The sequence below is a fragment of the Streptomyces antimicrobicus genome (assembly GCF_020532625.1).
In the GTDB taxonomy this organism is placed as follows: Bacteria; Actinomycetota; Actinomycetes; order Streptomycetales; family Streptomycetaceae; genus Streptomyces; species Streptomyces antimicrobicus.
Genome location: NZ_JAJAUY010000002.1, coordinates 109805 through 128530 on the forward strand (window position 1 = coordinate 109805; position 18726 = coordinate 128530).

The 18726-nt window shown below is 74.9% G+C and carries 13 protein-coding genes; 5 read left to right on the top strand and 8 right to left on the bottom strand.

The features are described from left to right. The first annotated feature begins 532 nt into the window (after nucleotides 1-532). The 4 genes from LG632_RS01140 to LG632_RS01155 are packed head-to-tail and all read left to right on the top strand — an operon-like array spanning nucleotide 533 to nucleotide 7351. Nucleotides 533-2296: a stealth family protein gene (locus LG632_RS01140; protein WP_374203370.1), complete on the top strand. Its 1764-nt coding sequence runs from the start codon at nucleotides 533-535 to the stop codon at nucleotides 2294-2296. Beyond that, a complete protein-coding gene (locus LG632_RS01145; RefSeq protein WP_226724411.1) occupies nucleotides 2293-4410 on the top strand; it encodes a glycosyltransferase family 4 protein in 2118 nt (705 codons plus the stop codon). The genes LG632_RS01140 and LG632_RS01145 overlap by 4 nt, the downstream gene beginning before the upstream one ends. Further along, a complete protein-coding gene (locus tag LG632_RS01150; RefSeq protein ID WP_226724399.1) occupies nucleotides 4407-6383 on the top strand; it encodes a PIG-L family deacetylase in 1977 nt (658 codons plus the stop codon). Before LG632_RS01145 ends, LG632_RS01150 begins: the two co-directional genes overlap by 4 nt. Further along, complete coding sequence (locus tag LG632_RS01155) at nucleotides 6380-7351, top strand: endonuclease/exonuclease/phosphatase family protein (RefSeq protein ID WP_226724400.1); 972 nt, start codon at nucleotides 6380-6382, stop codon at nucleotides 7349-7351. Before LG632_RS01150 ends, LG632_RS01155 begins: the two co-directional genes overlap by 4 nt. A gap of 75 nt (nucleotides 7352-7426) precedes the next feature. Here the strand turns inward: LG632_RS01155 and LG632_RS01160 are convergent, their stop codons facing one another. The 6 genes from LG632_RS01160 to LG632_RS01185 all read right to left on the bottom strand — a co-directional run bounded on the left by LG632_RS01160 (nucleotide 7427) and on the right by LG632_RS01185 (nucleotide 15103). Next, on the bottom strand, nucleotides 7427-9556 hold the full coding sequence (locus tag LG632_RS01160; protein ID WP_226724401.1) for a 3-hydroxyacyl-CoA dehydrogenase NAD-binding domain-containing protein: 2130 nt from the start codon (nucleotides 9554-9556) through the stop codon (nucleotides 7427-7429). Further along, nucleotides 9553-10779, bottom strand: a complete 1227-nt coding sequence (locus LG632_RS01165; RefSeq protein ID WP_226724402.1) for a thiolase family protein — start codon at nucleotides 10777-10779, stop codon at nucleotides 9553-9555. The genes LG632_RS01160 and LG632_RS01165 overlap by 4 nt, the downstream gene beginning before the upstream one ends. 144 nt (nucleotides 10780-10923) lie before the next feature. Then, on the bottom strand, nucleotides 10924-11844 hold the full coding sequence (locus tag LG632_RS01170) for a DMT family transporter (RefSeq protein WP_226724403.1): 921 nt from the start codon (nucleotides 11842-11844) through the stop codon (nucleotides 10924-10926). A gap of 203 nt (nucleotides 11845-12047) precedes the next feature. Further along, on the bottom strand, nucleotides 12048-13331 hold the full coding sequence (locus LG632_RS01175; protein WP_226724404.1) for a ribonuclease D: 1284 nt from the start codon (nucleotides 13329-13331) through the stop codon (nucleotides 12048-12050). 136 nt (nucleotides 13332-13467) lie between these two features. Continuing rightward, on the bottom strand, nucleotides 13468-14130 hold the full coding sequence (locus tag LG632_RS01180) for a helix-turn-helix transcriptional regulator (protein ID WP_069922445.1): 663 nt from the start codon (nucleotides 14128-14130) through the stop codon (nucleotides 13468-13470). Between the two features lie 307 nt (nucleotides 14131-14437). Continuing rightward, complete coding sequence (locus tag LG632_RS01185; RefSeq protein ID WP_226724405.1) at nucleotides 14438-15103, bottom strand: DUF3000 domain-containing protein; 666 nt, start codon at nucleotides 15101-15103, stop codon at nucleotides 14438-14440. A gap of 187 nt (nucleotides 15104-15290) precedes the next feature. Between LG632_RS01185 and hemE the strand changes: the two genes are divergently transcribed. Then, nucleotides 15291-16298, top strand: coding sequence for a uroporphyrinogen decarboxylase (gene hemE, locus LG632_RS01190; RefSeq protein WP_226724412.1), 1008 nt, complete (start codon nucleotides 15291-15293; stop codon nucleotides 16296-16298). Between the two features lie 67 nt (nucleotides 16299-16365). On the opposite strand, the gene LG632_RS01195 is transcribed toward hemE, so the two are convergent. Both LG632_RS01195 and LG632_RS01200 read right to left on the bottom strand, forming a co-directional pair. Next, nucleotides 16366-17742 (bottom strand): FAD-dependent oxidoreductase, encoded by a 1377-nt coding sequence (locus tag LG632_RS01195; protein WP_226724413.1) that lies wholly within the window; start codon nucleotides 17740-17742, stop codon nucleotides 16366-16368. Nucleotides 17743-17918: 176 nt separating this feature from the next. After that, a partial coding sequence (locus tag LG632_RS01200) for a DUF4349 domain-containing protein (protein WP_226724406.1) occupies nucleotides 17919-18726 on the bottom strand: 808 nt, incomplete at its 5' end.

Consider the following 18726-nt stretch of genomic DNA (forward strand, 5'->3'; position numbering starts at 1 on the left):
GCCGGCGCGGGGGGGGGGGGGGGGGGGGGGGGGGGGGGGGGCGGCGGGGGCGGGGGGGGGGGGGGCCCCGCCCCCGCGCCCCCCGGCCCCGCCCGCCGCCGCCCCCCCCCCCCCCCCCCCCCCCCCCCCCCCCCCCCCCCCCCCCGGGCCCCCCCCCCCCCCGGCGCCCGCGGCCCCCCCCCCCCCCCCCCCCCCAGGGGCCCCGGGGGGCCCCCCGCCCCCCCCCCCCCCCCGGCCCCGCCCCCGCGCCCGCGCACCCGGACGCCGTTCACCCGGACGCCGCGCCCCCGCAGGCGGCGCACCCGCACATCCCGGACCCGCACACCCCGGACCCGCACACCCCGGACCCGGACGCCGCCCACCCGGCCGCCGCCTTCGGCGACAGCGCCGACGCCGCCGGCGCCGCGCGGCCCGCCGCCGTCCTGGTGGGCTACCCCGCGGCCGACCACCCCCGCGCCCGCTACCCCCGCCCCGCCGCGGGGCGCCCGCCCGCCCCCGCGTCGGACGGGGCGCAGCACCGTGGCGGTGGCCCGTGGCGCTGATGAATCCCGAGGCCTCCTCGCTGGTGGCCGCCTACCGCACGCTGCTGCCCGGCGCGCTGCGCCGCGGGCTGGCCCGGCGGGTGCCGCCGCGGCTGCGGGCCCTGGTCAAGCGGCTGCTGCGGCGGCTGCAGCTCGGGGTGGGGCTCGGCCGGGCGCTGCGCACCCGTCGCGCCCGGCGACGCTGGCCGCACCTGTTCGACCAGGGGGAGCGGCTCGCCGCCCTCCTCGACCGCGGCGCCCGGATCGCCCTGGTCCGGCCCACCGCCTCCCCGCTCGGACTGCGCGAGGCCAACCTCGAACTCGTCGTGAGCGCCCTGGAGGAAGCCGGGATCGACTACTTCGCCGTCCGCGGGACCGACGCCTTCCGTGCCTGCTTCGCCGTCCGGGCCGCCGACCGCGCCCGGGTCACGGCCGCGCTCACCGCGAGCGGCCGCCGCTGCCCGCTGTACGTCGCCCGCGGCGACCGGCCCCGCCCCGGCGACCGCAGCGCGCTCACCGGCTCCCGCCGCGCCCGCCGGATGTCCGCCGAGGCCGGCGTGCTGCGCGTGGGCATGCTCTGGCGGGACCCGGGCGGCTCCCTCTCCCTCGGCCTGGAGTTCGGCACCGACATCGAGTTCTGGCAGGACGAGCACCGGCACCTGGTGGCGCCCCGCCCCAACCGGGTCACCGACGAGGTCCCCGCCGACACCCCGCGCGTGGAGGTGCCCGTCGCCCGGCTGACCCCGTTCGCCGCGCGGCACACCCGCCGCACCCGCGCCGTCCGCACCCTGCGGCCGTACGCGGCGGCCCTGCCCGAGGACATACGCTTCCCCGTCGACGTCGTCTACACCTGGGTCGACGGCAGCGACCCGGTCTGGCAGGAGCGCCGCCGCGCCCACGGCGACGGCGGCTACCACGCCGAGGCGGCCAACCCCGCCCGGTACATCAACCGCGACGAACTGCGGTACTCCCTGCGTTCCCTGGAGCAGAACGCCCCCTGGGTCCGCCACGTCTTCCTGGTCACCGACCGCCAGCGTCCGGCCTGGCTGGAGGAGGGCCATCCGCGGCTGACCGTCGTCGACCACACCGAGATCTTCGAGGACCCCGCCGCCCTGCCCACCTTCAACTCGCACGCCATAGAGAGCCGGCTGCACCACATCGACGGCCTGGCCGAGCACTTCCTGTACTTCAACGACGACATGTTCCTCGGCACCCCCGTCACCCCGCAGGACTTCTTCCTCTCCAACGGCATGACCCGCGCCTTCCTGTCCCCCTCCCAGGTCCCCTACGACGCCCCGAGCCCCCTGGACCGCCCGGTCGACGCGGCCGGCAAGAACAACCGGCGCCTGATCGAGGAGACCTTCGGCCCGACCCTCGTGCAGAAGCTGCGGCACGCCCCGTACCCGCTGCGCCGCTCGCTGCTGCTGGAGATCGAGCACCGGTTCGCCGACGTCCACCGGGCCACCGGCGCCAGCCGGTTCCGCAGCGCCACCGACATCTCCATCCCGTCCTCGCTGTACCACTACTACGCCTACCTCACCGGCCGGGCCGTCCCCTCCGACATCAGCCACGCCTACCTGGCCCTGGACCGCCCCGAGATCGAGCGCCGGCTCGGCATCCTGCTGGCCCGCCGCGACCGCCAGGCCTTCTGCATCAACGACACGGTCTCCGACGGCCGGGACGTCGAGCGCCAGGCGCGGATGGTGCGCGACTTCCTCGACGCCTACTTCCCGGTGCCCGGCCCGTTCGAACGGAAGGAGTCCCCGGCCCGATGAAGATCTCCTTCCTGATCAACAACATCTACGGCATCGGCGGCACCAACCGCACCGTCATCAACCTCGCCGAGGCGCTCTCCGCCGACCACGAGGTGGAGATCGTCTCCGTCTTCCGGCGGACCAACGCCGCCCCCCGGTTCGAGATCTCGCCCCAGGTCACCGTGCGGCCCCTGGTCGACCTGCGGCCCGGCCCGGCCGGCGCCGACCGGGGCGACCCGCTGCTCGGGACGCCGACGGCCGTGGTCCCGCGGCAGGAGGAGTTCCACGGCCAGTACAGCGAGCTGTCCGACCGGCGCATCATCGAGTACCTGACGAAGACGAACGCCGATGTCGTCGTCGGCACCCGCCCCAGCCTCAACCTGTTCGTCGCGCGGTACACCCGCGACTCCGCCCTGCGCGTCGCCCAGGAGCACATGACCCACCTGGCCGTCCCGCCGGCCGTGCGCGCCGAGATGGCCCGGGTCTACCCCCGCCTGGACGCCGTCACCACTGTCACCGACGCCGACGCCCGCTCCTTCCTGGAGCACACGCCGGTCCCGCCGGACCTGCCCGTGGTCGCCATCCCCAACAGCGTGCCCGAGCCGGAGGTGCGCCCCGCCACCGACGAGGACCGCAAGATCATCGTCGCCGCGGGCCGGATGCACCGCGTCAAGCGCTACGACCTGCTGCTGCGCGCCTTCGCCCAGCTCGCGGGGGACTTCCCCGACTGGCACCTGCGCATCTACGGCGACGGCGGCGAGGCCGGCCGGCTGCGCACCCTCGTCCACGACCTCGGCGTGGCCGGGCAGGTGCTGCTGATGGGCGGCTTCTCCCCGATCGAGTCCGAGTGGGCCAAGGGCTCGATCGCCGCGGTCACCTCCAGCGCCGAGTCGTTCGGCATGACCCTGGTCGAGGCCATGCGCTGCGGGTTGCCGGTGGTCTCCACCGACTGCCCCGTCGGCCCGCGCGAGATCGTCCGGCACGGCGAGGACGGCCTGCTCGTCACCAACGGCGACGCCGACGCCGTCGCCGCCGGGCTGCGCGCCCTCATGGCCGACCCGGGCCTGCGCCGCCGGATGGCGCACGCCGCCCTGCGCAACTCCGCCCGCTACGACCCCGCCGTGATCGCCGCCCGCTACGTCGAGCTGTTCGAGGACGCCGCCCGCCGCCGCACCGCCACGGCCGGCCGCGGCTACCGCGCGCCCTCGGCCAAGCCGCTCGGCCGCGCCCCGGGCACCAGCGCCGCACCGGCCACCGTGCGCGACGCGGTCTGCCACGTCACCGCGGTCGGCCACGCCCGGCTCGCCCTGCGCCTGGACGGGCCGACCGACGGCCGGCACCGCTGGAGCTTCCTGCTGCGCGAACAGGCGCCCGCCGCCAAGCGGCGGCCCGACCTGCCGCTGGCCACCGAGCGCACCGCCCGCGACAACGGCGGCACCCGCTGCACCGCCGAGATCGGCCCCGAGGCCCTGACCCACCTGGGCGACGGCCGCTGGAAGGTGCTGGTGCGCTCCGCCAAGGGCGAGCTGGTCCACGTCCGGGCCGGCATCCGCGACACCCGCGCGCTGCTCGACGTACGCGCCCGGATGCTGGCCGACGGCACCGACGGCGGCCCCGTGCTGTGGAACCTGCCCTACGCCCTGCCGGGCGGCAAGCTCATGCTGCGCACCATCCACCGGGCCTCGCACGCCGAGGTCCGCGCCGTACGGGTCGGGGACGACACCATCGACGTGTCCGCCGTCCTGATGGGCGCCCTGCGGACGGCCCCAGGTGCCCGCCTGGTCCTCACCCGGCGCGGCCACCACCGGGCCGAACTGTCCGTCCCCGCCGAGATCCGGCCCGGTGGCGAGTTCCACGCGCGGCTCCCGCTCCAGCAGGCCGTCGAGAGCCGGCTGGAGCGGTGGGAGGACTGGGACTGGTGGGTCGAGCCGGATCCGCGGCTGCGGCGGCGGGTGCGCGTGTGCCACCTGTTCGAGGACTTCCCCGACGTCAAGAGCGCCTTCGCCTACCCGGCCGTGCCGGTCAAGGAGCTGGAGGACCCGCGCTTTGTCCAGATCTATCCGTCGCGGCCGGTCCGGGTCCGGCCGTACTGCTCCGTGTCCGGGGCCATGGCAATGAATGTGGTGGACCGATGACCTCAGCCCGTTCGATCGTGCACATCGTCGCGCACCAGGACGACGACCTGTACTTCATGAACCCGGACCTGGTCCGCTCCCTCCAGGGCGGTGACCGGGTCACCACCGTGGTGCTCACCGCGGGCGAGGGCGACGGGATCAACGTCGACACGAACGACCCCGAGCGTTCCCGGGCCACCCCGGACCACGCCGGCTACAGCGCCGCCCGCGGCTGCGGACTGCGCTCGGCCTACGGCCGGATGGCCACCGGCGACCGCGACGCCGCCTGGCGGCGCGAGGCGGTCGAGCTCGTCCCCGGTTTCGTCGTGGAGCGCTGCACGCTGGAGGCCCGGCCGGACGTGCGGCTGTACTTCTGCCAGCTGCACATGGGTGCCTTCCAGGCCGGCGGTGCCGGAGCGCGCACCCGCGTCTTCGAGCTGTGGGACGGCACGGTGCCGCTGCAGCCCACCCTGCCGGTGCCGGGCTCGCCGGTGGCCGGGGTGCAGCACCTCGACCGCGAGACGGTGCTGGCGGGACTGACCGCGCTGCTCGCCGAGCTGCGGCCGACCGTCGTGCGCACGCTGGACCCCGACCCCGAGCACGACGGCGGCAAGGAGGGCTACGTCCAGTCCGACCACCCCGACCACACCTGCGCCGCCGAGTTCACGATGGCCGCCCTGCAGCGCCACCGCGCCACGGACGCGCCCGCCCCGGCCGTCGAGTACTACAGGGCGTACGCCAACCGCTTCTGGGGCCAGAACCTCGACCAGCCGGAGCTCGACGAGAAGGCCGACTACCTCGGCGTCTACGCGGGCCTGGGCAGCGACCGGTGCCCCGAGGGCCGCTGCGCGCAGTGCGGCGACCGCCAGCTCGGCCCGAACCCCTACCGCAGCACCCACATGCGCAGCTGCGCCGCCCGCTACTCGCCCGGCACCGGCTGGCTGCGGCTCGGCCCCGGCGGCCGGCTGAACGCGTTCGCGGTGCTCGCGGGCCGGCCGATGTTCTGGACGGAGTCCGCGCCGGCGTCCGGCATCTGGTGGGGGCCGTACCCGCTCGCCCAGGACGGCTGGTTCGCGCCGTCGCTCGCCGTCGCGGGCGTCCCGGGCGGTCCGGCCCGGGTGGTCGCGCTGCGCCGGCAGGCACCGCACGCGCCCGCGTCCGCACCCGAGCTGGTCCTCGCCGAACAGGACGAGTTCGGCCAGGGCTTCACCGACTGGGTCCCGCTCGGCAACCCCGACGCCGGTCACCCCGACGGCCGCCGCGCCCGTGAACTCGGCGTTCCGATGGCCACGGTGGACGGGGCCGGCCGGTTGCACGTCTTCGCCCGGGACTTCGCCCAGGGCGTCGCCATGCGACGGCAGGACCAGTACGGCGGCTGGCGGCCCTGGGAGCGGCTGGGAGCCTCGTTCGTCCAGGACGCCGGTGTCGCGCACACCACGCAGGCCGGCACCGTCGAGGTCTACGTGCCCGGCAAGAGCGCCGTCCACCGCTGGTACCAGAGCGAGCCGGGCGGCGACTTCCACCTCGACCGGACCCTCAAGACGGGTGTGGTGGCCACCGGGGGCATCACCGCCGTGGACTCCGGCGGCGGCCGCACCGCCCTGTACTTCCGCGAGGCCGGCACCCAGCAGGTGATGGCCTACCGCCAGCACGAGACCGGGCTCTGGCCCGGCGGCCCCGCCGGGGTCGGCGGGGCCGGCGGAACCGGGCCGATCGCCGCGCTGTGGGCGCCCGGCCGGGGCGCCCGCGACATCTTCCTGGCGCACCGCAGCGCCACCGGCCGGCTCACCGTGTCGCTGCCGTTCCGGGACAAGGACGTCTCCGGGCCGCGCTGGCGCGAGAGCGGCGACCCGTTCGTCCAGGCCCCCTCACTGGCCCTCGACGCGGCCGGGCACCTGGTGGCCGCCGTGCTCGGCGCGGACGGCCGCCTCCACGTGCGTCGCGCGCTCAGCCCCGAGGTGGGCAGTCCGCTCGGTCCGGACCGGACCATATGATGCGCCGTCGGCTGCTCGCCGTCGCGGTGACCCTGGCCCTGGCGGCGGCCGCCGGCGCGGTGGGACTCGTACGCAAGGACGAGGCCGAGCGGCAGCGGCGGGCCGCGCAGACGGTCACCGTGCTGCACTGGAACATCTGCGGGGCCGCCCAGAACTGCGCCAACCGGGGCGCCACCCACGAGGGCAGTTCGGTGGCCCGGCTGGCGGGGGAGGCCGCGCACCGGCGGCCCGACCTGCTGACGGTCAACGAGGTGTGCCGGGCCCAGTACGAGGAGCTGGAACTGCTGCTCGCCCTGAAGGGCTGGCGGATGTCCGGGGCCTACGCGCAGATGCACGACAACGTTCCGGCCTGCGGCGGCGACAGCTCCTACGGGCTGGCCGTCTTCTCCCGGCAGCCGCTGACCGGCCCCGTGCAGTATCGTCCCTTCACCGCGACCGGCGACGAGGAGTACGAGGCCCAGGGGCGGGTGGAGCCGGTGCGCCGGGGCGTGCTGTGCGCGCCGACGACCGCCCGCGGCCGGCAGCTCGTGCTGTGCGGGGCGCACGGCGGCACCGAACCGGGACAGATGGCCCAGGCGCACGAGTGGTTCGCCGACACCACCGCCTTCCCCGCACAGCTGCCGGTGGTGTTCGCGGGCGACCTCAACCAGCAGCCCAACGAGGCCTCGATGGCGGGGATCTACGCGCACACGCGCGGGGAGAAGGACCCCGGGGAGCCGACGGGCCGGTTCACCGAGGCGGACGAGACCGACAAGGCGTGGTTCCGGCTCGGCGCGGCGGGCGGGGTGCGGTGCGACCCGAAGCAGGTCTCGCGCTGCCGCAACGGGGCCCCGACCGCCGCCGACGGGCGCAAGATCGACTACATCTTCGCCACCGAGGAGCACTTCACGGCCCCCGCCGCCCGCACCACCCGCTTCCCGGAGTCCGACCACGAGCTCTACCAGGGCACGTTCCGCTTCCGCCAGTAGCCGGCCGAGGTGGCGCACAAAGGGCCCGCCCCCGCACCGGTCACCGGTGCGGGGGCGGGCCCTTTCAGGCGTGGGTCACGCCGGGACGCTGGCGACGCCCGGGGCGAGGAAGCGCTTGCCGTTGACGCGCTCCGAGACGCCCTCGCGGTCCAGGTACGGCGTGATGCCGCCCAGGTGGAAGGGCCAGCCGGCGCCCGTGATCAGGCAGAGGTCGATGTCCTGGGCCTCGGCCACGACACCCTCCTCCAGCATCAGGCCGATCTCCTGCGCCACCGCGTCCAGGACGCGGGCGCGCACCTGCTCCTCCGTCAGGACGGTGTCGCCCTGCTGCAGGAGCGCGGCGACCTCGGGGTCCAGCTCCGGCTTGCCGGAGTCGTAGACGTAGAAGCCGCGCTTGCCGGCCTCCACCACCCGCTTGAGGTTCGGGGAGACCGTGAAGCGCTCCGGGAAGGCGCGGTTCAGGGTCTCGGAGACGTGCAGGCCGATGGCCGGGCCGACCAGCTCCAGCAGGACCAGCGGCGACATCGGCAGGCCGAGCGGCTCGACAGCCTTCTCGGCGGTGGCCACCGGGGTGCCCTCGTCGATGACGTTCTGGATCTCGCCCATGAAGCGGGTCAGGATGCGGTTCACGACGAACGCCGGGGCGTCCTTGGTCAGGACCGCGGTCTTCTTCAGCTTCTTGGCGACGGCGAAGGCCGTGGCCAGCGAGGCGTCGTCGGTCTGCTCGCCGCGGACGATCTCCAGCAGCGGCAGGATCGCGACCGGGTTGAAGAAGTGGAAGCCGACCACGCGCTCCGGGTGCTGGAGCTTGGACGCCATCTCCGACACCGACAGCGAGGAGGTGTTGGTGGCGAGGATCGCGTGCGCCGGGGCGACCGCCTCGACCTCCGCGAACACCTTCTGCTTGACCGTCATCTCCTCGAACACGGCCTCGATGACGAAGTCCGCGTCCGCGAAGCCCTCGGCCTTGTCCAGGACACCGGTCACCAGGGCCTTGAGGCGGTTGGCCTTGTCCTGGTTGATGCGGCCCTTGCCGAGCAGCTTGTCGATCTCGGCGTGGACGTAGCCCACGCCCTTGTCGACGCGCTCCTGGTCGATGTCGGTGAGGACCACCGGCACCTCCAGGCGGCGCAGGAACAGCAGCGCCAGCTGCGAGGCCATCAGGCCCGCGCCGACGACGCCGACCTTGGTGACCGGGCGGGCCAGGTTCTTGTCCGGGGCACCGGCCGGGCGCTTGGCGCGCTTCTGCACCAGGTTGAAGGCGTAGATGCCGGAGCGCAGCTCGCCGCCCATGATGAGGTCGGCCAGGGCCTGGTCCTCGGCGTCGAAGCCCTTCTGCAGGTCGCCGTCCTTGGACGCCGCGATGATGTCCAGCGCGCGGTACGCCGCCGGGGCCGCGCCGTGCACCTTGGAGTCGGCGACGAACCGGCCCTTGGCGACGGCCTGGTCCCAGGCCTCGCCGCGGTCGATCTCGGGACGCTCGACGGTGATGTCGCCCTTGAGGACCTTGGCGGTCCACAGCAGGGACTGCTCCAGGAAGTCGGCGCCCTCGAACAGCGCGTCGGCGATGCCGAGCTCGAAGACCTGCTTGCCCCGCAGCTGCTTGTTCTGGTTCAGCGAGTTCTCGATGATCACCGAGACCGCCTTCTCCGCGCCGATCAGGTTCGGCAGGATCGTGCAGCCGCCCCAGCCCGGGACCAGGCCCAGGAAGACCTCGGGGAGCGAGAAGGCCGGCAGCGCCTTGGAGACGGTGCGGTAGGTGCAGTGCAGACCGACCTCGACACCGCCGCCCATCGCCGCGCCGTTGTAGTAGGCGAAGGTGGGGACGGCGAGCGCGGCCAGACGCTTGAACACGTCGTGGCCGCCCTTGCCGATGGCCAGGGCCTCGTCGTGGTTCTTCAGCAGCTCGACGCCCTTGAGGTCGGCGCCGACGGCGAAGATGAACGGCTTGCCGGTGATGCCGACGCCGACGACGGCACCGCTCGCGGCCTCGGCCTCGACCTGGTCCAGGGCGGCGTTCAGGTTCGCCAGCGACTGCGGGCCGAAGGTGGTCGGCTTGGTGTGGTCGAAGCCGTTGTCCAGCGTGATCAGCGCGAAGCGCCCGGCGCCGAACGGCAGGTCGAGGTGGCGGACGTGGGCCTGGGTGACGACCTCGTCCGGGAACAGCTCGGCCGCGCCCTTGAGAAGCTCAGCGGTGGTGCTCACTTGTCGCCTCCGGCGTCCTTGTGGTGCGGGTTCTCCCAGATGACCGTGGCGCCCATGCCGAAGCCGACGCACATGGTGGTCAGGCCGTAGCGGACCTCCGGCTGCTCCTCGAACTGGCGGGCCAGCTGCGTCATCAGACGGACACCGGAGGAGGCGAGCGGGTGGCCGAACGCGATGGCGCCGCCGTACTGGTTGACGCGGGTGTCGTCGTCGGCGATGCCGTAGTGCTCCAGGAACGCGAGGACCTGGACCGCGAAGGCCTCGTTGATCTCGAACAGGCCGATGTCGGAGATGGACAGGCCCGCCTGGGCCAGCGCCTTCTCGGTGGCCGGGATCGGGCCGTAGCCCATGACCTCGGGCTCGACGCCGGCGAAGGCGTAGGAGACCAGGCGCATCTTGACCGGCAGGCCGTTCTCGCGCGCGAAGTCCTCGGAGGCGATGAGCGAGGCGGTGGCGCCGTCGTTCAGGCCGGCCGCGTTGCCGGCGGTGACCCGGCCGTGGACGCGGAACGGCGTCTTCAGGCCCGCGAGGTTCTCCAGGGTCGTGCCCGGGCGCATCGGCTCGTCGGCGGTGACCAGGCCCCAGCCGGTCTCGCCGGCCTCGGGGTTGGTGCGGCGGACCGAGATCGGCACCAGGTCCTGCTGGATCTTGCCGTCCGCGTACGCCTTGGCGGCCTTCTCCTGCGAGCGCACGGCGTACTCGTCGGCGCGCTGCTTGGTGATGGTCGGGTAGCGGTCGTGCAGGTTCTCGGCGGTCATGCCCATGAACAGGGCGGACTCGTCGACGAGCTTCTCGGAGACGAAGCGCGGGTTCGGGTCCACGCCCTCGCCCATGGGGTGACGGCCCATGTGCTCGACACCACCGGCGATCGCGACGTCGTAGGCGCCGAAGGCGACGGAGCCGGCGACCGAGGTGACGGCGGTCAGGGCGCCGGCGCACATGCGGTCGATGGAGTAGCCCGGGACGGACTGCGGCAGCCCGGCGAGGATGCCGGCCGTACGGCCGAGCGTCAGGCCCTGGTCGCCGATCTGCGTGGTGGCGGCGATCGCGACCTCGTCGATCTTCTTGGGGTCGAGGCCCGGGTTGCGGCGCAGCAGCTCCCGGATCGCCTTCACGACGAGGTCGTCGGCGCGGGTCTCGTGGTAGATGCCCTTCGGGCCCGCCTTGCCGAACGGGGTGCGGACGCCGTCGACGAAGACGACGTCCCTGACGGTACGAGGCACGATGGCTCTCCTCCAGGGTGCGGGTGTGCACTACTGCTGCGCGGCGCGCCGTACCAGCCGGCGTCGGCTGAGCGCGCGCTCACCCGGCCCATGCTACTTGCGGGTAACCAATGTGCACACCCCTGCCCCCAACAGCGGCGAAGGTCACACTCCGCCCGGGCCCCGGCCGCCGCGGGGCACGTGCCGGGACACCGCCACCCCGGCCAGGCACAGCGCGCCACCGGCCAGGGTGAGCAGCGCCGGTACCTCGTCCAGCGCGAGCCACGACATCAGCACGACCAGGGCCGGGACCACGTACGTGGTGGCGCCCATCCGGCCCGCCGTGGTGCGCGCCAGGGCGAACGCCCAGGTGGTGAACGCCAGCGCGGTGGGGAAGAGGCCCAGGTAGACCATGTTCAGGGAGGCGCCGAGCGGGGCCCGCCCGACCTCGTCGAGCAGCCGGCCCGCGAACGGCAGGCAGGCGAGGGTGCCGACGAAGCAGCCGTACGTCGTCACCTGGAGCGCGCCGGCATGGGCCAGGGCCGGCTTCTGCGCGACCACGCCGGCGGCGTACGACACGGCGGCGAGCAGGCACAGCACCACGCCCAGCGGGGAGGCGTGGCCGCCGCCGGAGGTGGACAGGCCCACGACCACCGCGCCGGCGAAGGAGACGGCCATCCCGAGCAGCAGCGGGCGGGGCAGGCCCTCGCCGAGCAGCCGGGCGCCGAGCAGGGCGATCAGCACCGGGCCGATGTTGACCACCATGGCCGCCGTGCCGGCGTCCACCTCCCGCTCGCCCCAGTTCAGCAGCACCATGTAGCCGCCGAACCAGAGCAGGCCGGAGGTCACGATCCCGCGCCAGGCCGCGCGGGGCGGCAGTCCGACCCGCCGCACCAGGCAGACGGCGCCGAGCACGAGGCTCGCGGTCAGCAGCCGGCCGAGCGCGAGGGCGCCGGGCGAGTAGGACGCGCCGGCGCTGCGGATCGAGACGAAGGCGGAGGCCCACAGGACGACGGTGACGCAGGCGGCGGCGATCGCGGGCCAGCGGCCGGTGGCCGTGGGGGAGGGCGGCACGGTGACGGTCATGCCGCCGACGGTAGGCGCGCGGGGGCGCGGCGGTCACCGGAATATCGCGGCGGCGGTGGGCCGGGCATGCGGTCGGTCGGACACGTGGTCGCGCGGACACGTGGTCGCGCGGACACCCGGAGGGGCCGGGCACGCGGTCGCCGGGCGTGCCCCGGCCCCCCGGCGCGGAGCCGGGGGGCCGGAGGCCGGGCGGGGGAGCCGGGTCAGGCCGTGGCCGCCAGGGCTGTGAGCAGGGCCGGGGTCGCGAGCTCGACCTGCCAGGGGCGGGCGCCGTAGCCGGTGAGGGCCTCCGCCACGGACGCGGCGGAGACCGGGGACGGCGGCTCCCAGCACAGCCGGCGCACGGTGTCCGGGGTGATCAGGTTCTCCTGCGGCAGGTTCAGCTCCTCCGCCAGCGCGGTCACGGCGGCCCGCGCCGCCGCCAGCCGGGCCGCGGCCGCCGGGTCCTTGTCGGCCCAGGACCGCGGCGGCGGGGGACCGGCCGGGGTCGCGCCGGGCTGCGGCAGCGCGTTCTCGGGCAGCGCCCGGGCCCGGTCCACCGCGGCCATCCACTGCTCCAGCTGCCGCCGGCCCATCCGCTGCCCGTAGCCGGGCAGCGCCGCCAGCGCGTGCACGTTCGCGGGCAGGGCGAGTGCCGCCTCCACGATCGCGGCGTCGCCGAGCACCTTGCCCGGGGAGACGTCCCGCCGCTGGGCGATCCGGTCGCGGGCCTCCCACAGCTCCCGCACCACGGCCATCTGCCGGCGGCGGCGCACCTTGTGCATGCCCGACGTCCGGCGCCAGGGGTCCTTGCGCGGCGGGGCGGGCGGCGCCGCGGCGATGGCCGCGAACTCCTGCCGGGCCCACTCCAGCTTGCCCTGCCGGTCGAGCTCCTTCTCCAGGGCGTCGCGCAGGTCCACCAGCAGCTCCACGTCGAGCGCGGCGTAGCGCAGCCAGGGTTCCGGCAGCGGGCGGGTGGACCAGTCCACGGCGGAATGGCCCTTCTCCAGCGCGTAGCCGAGCACGCTCTCGACCATCGCGCCGAGTCCGACCCGGGGGAAGCCGGCCAGCCGGCCGGCCAGCTCCGTGTCGAACAGCGAGGTCGGCACCATGCCTATGTCCCGCAGGCACGGCAGGTCCTGGGTGGCGGCGTGCAGGATCCACTCGGTGCCGGACAGGGCCTCGCCGAGCGCGGACAGGTCGGGGCACCCCACGGGGTCGATCAGCGCGGAGCCGGCGCCCTCGCGGCGCAGCTGGACGAGGTACGCGCGCTGGCCGTAGCGGTATCCGGAGGCGCGTTCGGCGTCCACGGCCACCGGGCCGGTGCCCGCGGCGAAGGCCGCGACCACCCGGGCGAGGGCCTCTTCGTCGGCGACCACCGCGGGGATTCCCTCGCGGGGCTCCAACAAGGGGATCGGTTGCCCATCGGACGGAACAACGACGTCGTCCGGGGGGCCGCCCCCGGTGGTGGTGCGCAGGTGTGCTGCGGTCTCTTGGGCGTCGGTCACCGCTCAAGGGTATCCGTGCGCACGACGCGCCCGTCGCCGGAACGTTCCGTCGACGGGCGCTGTCAGCCGGGGCGCGACCTCCGCCCGGCTTGTCCGAGGTGTCCGGGACGGGCTATCCGGGGGCCGCGGGCCGGGTTCAGTGGATGATCCCGGTCCGCAGCGCCACGGCCACCATCCCGGCCCGGTCGCCGGTGCCCAGCTTGCGGGCGATCCGGGCGAGGTGGGACTTCACGGTCAGGGCGGACAGGCCCATCGAGACACCGATGGCCTTGTTGGACTGGCCCTCCGCGACGAGGCGCAGGACCTCGACCTCGCGTCCGGAGAGCTCGCGGTAGCCGCCCGGGTGGCTCGGGGCACCCGGGGGGCGGCGGTGCATGCGGGCGGCCGCGGCACCGATGGGTGCGGCGCCGGGCCGGGAGGGCAGCCCGATGTTGGTCCGGGTGCCGGTGACGACGTAGCCCTTCACCCCGCCCGCGAGGGCGTTGCGGACGGCGCCGATGTCGTCGGCGGCGGACAGGGCCAGCCCGTTGGGCCAGCCGGCGGCACGGGTCTCGGACAGGAGCGTGAGGCCGGAGCCGTCGGGCAGGTGGACGTCGGCCACGCAGATGTCGCGCGGGCTGCCGACACGGGGACGGGCCTCCGCGATGGACGACGCCTCGATCACGTCCCGCACCCCGAGGGCCCACAGGTGGCGGGTCACGGTGGAGCGGACACGGGGGTCGGCCACGACGACCATGGCGGTCGGCTTGTTCGGGCGGTAGGCGACCAGGCTTGCGGGCTGCTCAAGAAGAACGGACACCAGGCCTCCTGGGGGGAGTGGCGGGACGTCCGGCTGGGGAAGGAGCCGGTGCGCACCGTGCGGATGGTCACTGACCACTCCTTCGGCACGTCACCCGCCCGGCTTTAGGGAATGATCACGATTTGGTGAGTAACAATTCGGGCAATTCGGACGGGCGATCGATCCGCGAACGATCGCGTACCGCCCACGGGTGATCAGAACCCGCACGCACGCCTTGCCCGGACCCTGACGCAGGGTCACCGGACGGCGTGTCAGGGACGGCGCGGCGGACGGGCGGGGCGGGGGAGTGGGGGGCGAGGAGCAGGGTCTAGGGATGGTGCGGGCCGCGGCGCTGCGGCAGCGGCAGGGACACCACGCCGCCGTCCGCCGGACCGGCCGGCGGGAGCCCCGCCACCTGGCACAGCAGCTCGCACCACGCCGTCAGGTGGGCCGCGGTGTCCGGCACCCCGCCCACCCCCTCCCGCGGGCTCCACGAGGCCCTGATCTCGATCTGCGTCGACGGCCGCCGCTCCTGCAGCCCCCCGAAGTAGTGCGAGCCCGCCATCGTCACGGTGCCGCTCGGCTCCCCGTACGCCAGCCCGCGCGCCTCCAGCGCCCCGGTCAGCCACGACCAGCACACCTCCGGCAGCAGCGGGTCGCCCGCCATCTCCGGCTCCAGCTCCGCGCGCACCAGCGTCACCAGCCGGAACGTGCTGCGCCAGGCCTCGTGGCCGGCCGGGTCGTGCAGCAGGATCAGTTTGCCGTCGGCGAGGTCCTCGTCGTCCTGGACGACCGTCGCCTCCAGCGCGTACGCGTACGGCGCGAGCCGCTGGGGCGGTCTGGTCGGCTCCAGCTCGACCGCGGACCGCAGCCGGGCCTTCTTCAAGCCCTCGACCGCCCGCCGGAACGGGAGCGGGACGGAAGCCTCCCGGCCCTCCCGTGCGCTGTCCCCGCCGTCAGCGCCATCTGAAAATCGTCCCTGAGCCGCAGCCATGCGGGGAAGACTAGGCGGAAGAAGGCCCCGTTCAGCGCAAGGACACCCGCCCCGGGGGGCCCACTTCTTCATACGTGCGAAGATTTGGCGCGTGAGCGCCTACGACCTTCCCCTCGACCGAGGCTCCGCCCGCGCCGGCGCGACGCCCGCGCCGAACCAGCCGAGCCAGACGTACGACTCCGCCTTCCTGAAGGCGTGCCGACGGGAGCCGGTGCCGCACACCCCGGTGTGGTTCATGCGGCAGGCCGGGCGGTCCCTGCCCGAGTACCGGCAGGTCCGCGAGGGCACCGCGATGCTGGAGTCCTGCATGCGGCCCGACCTGGTCACGGAGATCACGCTGCAGCCGGTGCGCCGCCACAAGGTGGACGCGGCGATCTTCTTCTCCGACATCGTGGTGCCGCTCAAGGCCATCGGCGTCGACCTGGACATCAAGCCCGGCATCGGCCCGGTCGTGGCCCAGCCGATCCGCCGCCGCGAGGACCTCGCACAGCTGCGCGACCTCACCCCGGAGGACGTCGCATACGTCACCGAGGCGATCGGCATGCTCACGGGTGAACTGGGCGGCACGCCGTTGATCGGCTTCGCCGGGGCGCCGTTCACCCTCGCGAGCTACCTGGTCGAGGGCGGTCCCTCGCGCAACCACGAGCACACCAAGGCGCTGATGTACGGCGACCCGCAGCTGTGGGCCGACCTGCTCGACCGCCTGGCGGAGATCACCTCCGCCTTCCTGAAGGTCCAGATCGAGGCGGGCGCCTCGGCCGTCCAGCTCTTCGACTCCTGGGTCGGCGCGCTGGCCCCGGCGGACTACCGCCGCTCGGTCATGCCGGCGTCGGCCAAGGTCTTCGACTCGGTCGCCTCCTACGGCGTCCCGCGCATCCACTTCGGCGTCGGCACGGGCGAGCTGCTCGGCCTGATGGGCGAGGCCGGCGCGGACGTCGTCGGCGTGGACTGGCGGGTGCCGCTGGACGAGGCCGCGCGGCGGGTGGGGCCCGGCAAGGCGCTCCAGGGCAACCTGGACCCGGCGGTCCTGTTCTCCACCGAGGAAGCGGTGCGGGCCAAGACGGACGAGGTGCTGGCGGCGGCCGCCGGCCTGGAGGGCCACGTCTTCAACCTCGGCCACGGCGTGCTGCCGACCACGGACCCGGACGCCCTGACCCGCCTGGTGGACTACGTCCACACCGCGACCCGGGCCTGAGCCCGCGCCCGCCCGGGCCTTCGGGGGCGAGACCCCCGAAGGCCCGGGCGCCGGGCTGCCGGCGTGGTCAGTGGCCCGCCGAGCGGACCGCCGAGGCGGCCTTGCGGGCCGCCACCAGGACCGGGTCCCACACCGGCGAGAAGGGCGGGGCGTAGCCCAGGTCCAGGGCGACGACCTGTTCGACCGTCATGCCCGCCGTCAGCGCCACCGCCGCGACGTCGACCCGCTTGGCCGCGCCCGCCCCGCCCACGATCTGCACGCCGAGCAGCCGCCCGGTCCGCCGCTCCGCGAGCATCTTCACCGTCATCCCGGCCGCCCCCGGGTAGTAGCCGGCCGTGTTCGTCGACACGATCGTCGCCGTCACGAACCGCAGCCCGACCGCCAGCGCGTCCTTCTCGCGCAGGCCCGTCCGGGCGATCTCCAGGTCGCACACCTTGCTGACCGCGGTGCCGACGACCCCCGGGAAGGTGGCGTAGCCGCCGCCCACCCCGGAGCCGATCACCTGCCCGTGCTTGTTGGCGTGCGTGCCCAGCGGAATGTGCCGGGTCCGCCCCGCGACCAGGTCCAGCACCTCCACGCAGTCCCCGCCCGCCCAGATGTCCGCGTGCCCCCGTACGCGCATCGACAGGTCGGTCAGCAGACCACCGGAGTCGCCCAGCGGCAGCCCGGCCGCCCGGGCCAGCTCGGTCCTCGGTTCCACACCGATGCCGAGCACCACCACGTCGGCCGGATACGTCCGCCCGTCCGCCGTCACCACGGCGCTGGCCCGGCCCTCGGCGTCCGTGCGAACGGCGGTGACCTCCGCGCCGGCCACCGTACGGATGCCCATGCCGTTCATCGCGCGGTGCACCAGGGTGCCCATGTCCGGGTCCAGGGTGGCCATGGGCTGCTCACCGCGGTGCAGAACCGTCACTTCGTAGTCCCGGTCGACCAGCGCCTCGGCCATCTCCACGCCGATGTAGCCGGCGCCGACCACCACCGCCCGGCGGCCCGGGGTCCGCTCCAGCGTCTCCAGCAGGGCCTGGCCGTCGTCCAGGGTCTGCACGCCGTGCACGCCCGCCGCGTCGATGCCCGGCATCCGCGGGCGCACCGGGCGGGCCCCGGTGGCCAGGACCAGCCGGTCGTACTCCGTCCAGGTCTCGTCCCCCGACTCCAGGTCCCGCGAGCGCACCCGGTGGCCGGCCACGTCCAGCTCCACCACCTCGGTGCGCATCCGCAGGTCGATGCCCCGCGCCCGGTGCTCCTCGGGGGTGCGGGCGATCAGGTCGTCGCGCTCGGGGACCCCGCCGCCGATCCAGTACGGGATCCCGCAGGCGGAGTACGACGTGAAGTGCGACCGTTCGAACGCGACGATCTCCAGTTCCGCCGGACCCTTCAGCCGCCTGGCCTGTGACGCCGCGGACATCCCCGCCGCGTCCCCACCCACGACCACCAGCCGCTCCATCGCACCCCGCCTCTCGTCGGTCACCGCACCGCGGCCACAGCGCCGCGATGATCGACAGGCTACGAGGGGACGGCCGGTCCGGGGCCGCTCCGGTGCGCGCTCCGGCTGTTTCGCGCCAGAGCGCACCCGGGCCCGGCCCCGGCCGCCGCCCCCGGTCCGCGGGTACGGCGGCCCGGTCAGGCCTCCTCGCCGGCCCTGCTGCCGTCCGGCACCGCAGCCGCCGGGGGCGCCGCTGCCGGAGCCGCCGGAGCGGCGGGAGCGGCGGGAGCGGCCGGAGCGGCGGGAGCGGTGGGAGCGGCCGGAGCGGCGGGAGCCGCCGGTCGCGGGCGCAGCCGGCGGTACGCCCGGCGGGCCAGCACCGCCAGGCCCGCCAGCACCGCGAACGGCAGGACCGCCCCGGCGGCCACGACCAGCCACCTCAGGACGGCCCCGAGGACGTGGAGGGCCCCCTTCAGCGCGTCCGCGAAGCCCGGCTCGGACTTCTTGCGTTCGGCGGACGGCTGCGCCGGCTCCGACACCCGCAGCGTGATCGTGCCCAGGGAGGTCCTGTCCTTCAGGGCGGTCTGCTGCGCCAGCAGGGACTCCAGATCCGACTGACGCCGGCTCAACTCGCCCTCCAGCATCACCACGTCGCTGAGCGCGGACGCCTTCTCCATCATCTCCCGCACCCGCGCCACACTGGCCTGCGCGGACCGCACCCGGCTATCCACGTCGGTGACCTTCTCGGTCACGTCCTGCGCCTCGACCTTGCGGCTGCGCAGCGTTCCGGTGCCCTCCAGGGCCGCCAGCACCGCGTCGAAGCGCTCGCTCGGCACCCGCAGGGTCATCGTCGAGGTCACGGCGCCGCCCTTGGCGCGTTCGGTGCTCTCGTCGCCGACGTACCCGCCGGCGCCCTCCGCCGCCGTCCGGGCCGCCGCCAGCGCCCGCTGGGCGTCGGACGTCTCCAGCGCCAGCGTCGCCGTGCGGATCACGTGCGGCCGGACC

Bases quoted from the DNA above. Each gene is read 5' to 3' on its own strand.
- LG632_RS01145 (WP_226724411.1), top strand. From the start codon at position 2,293: ATGAAGATCTCCTTCCTGATCAACAACATCTACGGCATCGGCGGCACC.
- LG632_RS01150 (WP_226724399.1), top strand. From the start codon at position 4,407: ATGACCTCAGCCCGTTCGATCGTGCACATCGTCGCGCACCAGGACGAC.
- LG632_RS01155 (WP_226724400.1), top strand. From the start codon at position 6,380: ATGATGCGCCGTCGGCTGCTCGCCGTCGCGGTGACCCTGGCCCTGGCG.
- LG632_RS01170 (WP_226724403.1), bottom strand. From the start codon at position 11,844: ATGACCGTCACCGTGCCGCCCTCCCCCACGGCCACCGGCCGCTGGCCC.
- LG632_RS01185 (WP_226724405.1), bottom strand. From the start codon at position 15,103: ATGGCTGCGGCTCAGGGACGATTTTCAGATGGCGCTGACGGCGGGGAC.
- LG632_RS01195 (WP_226724413.1), bottom strand. From the start codon at position 17,742: ATGGAGCGGCTGGTGGTCGTGGGTGGGGACGCGGCGGGGATGTCCGCG.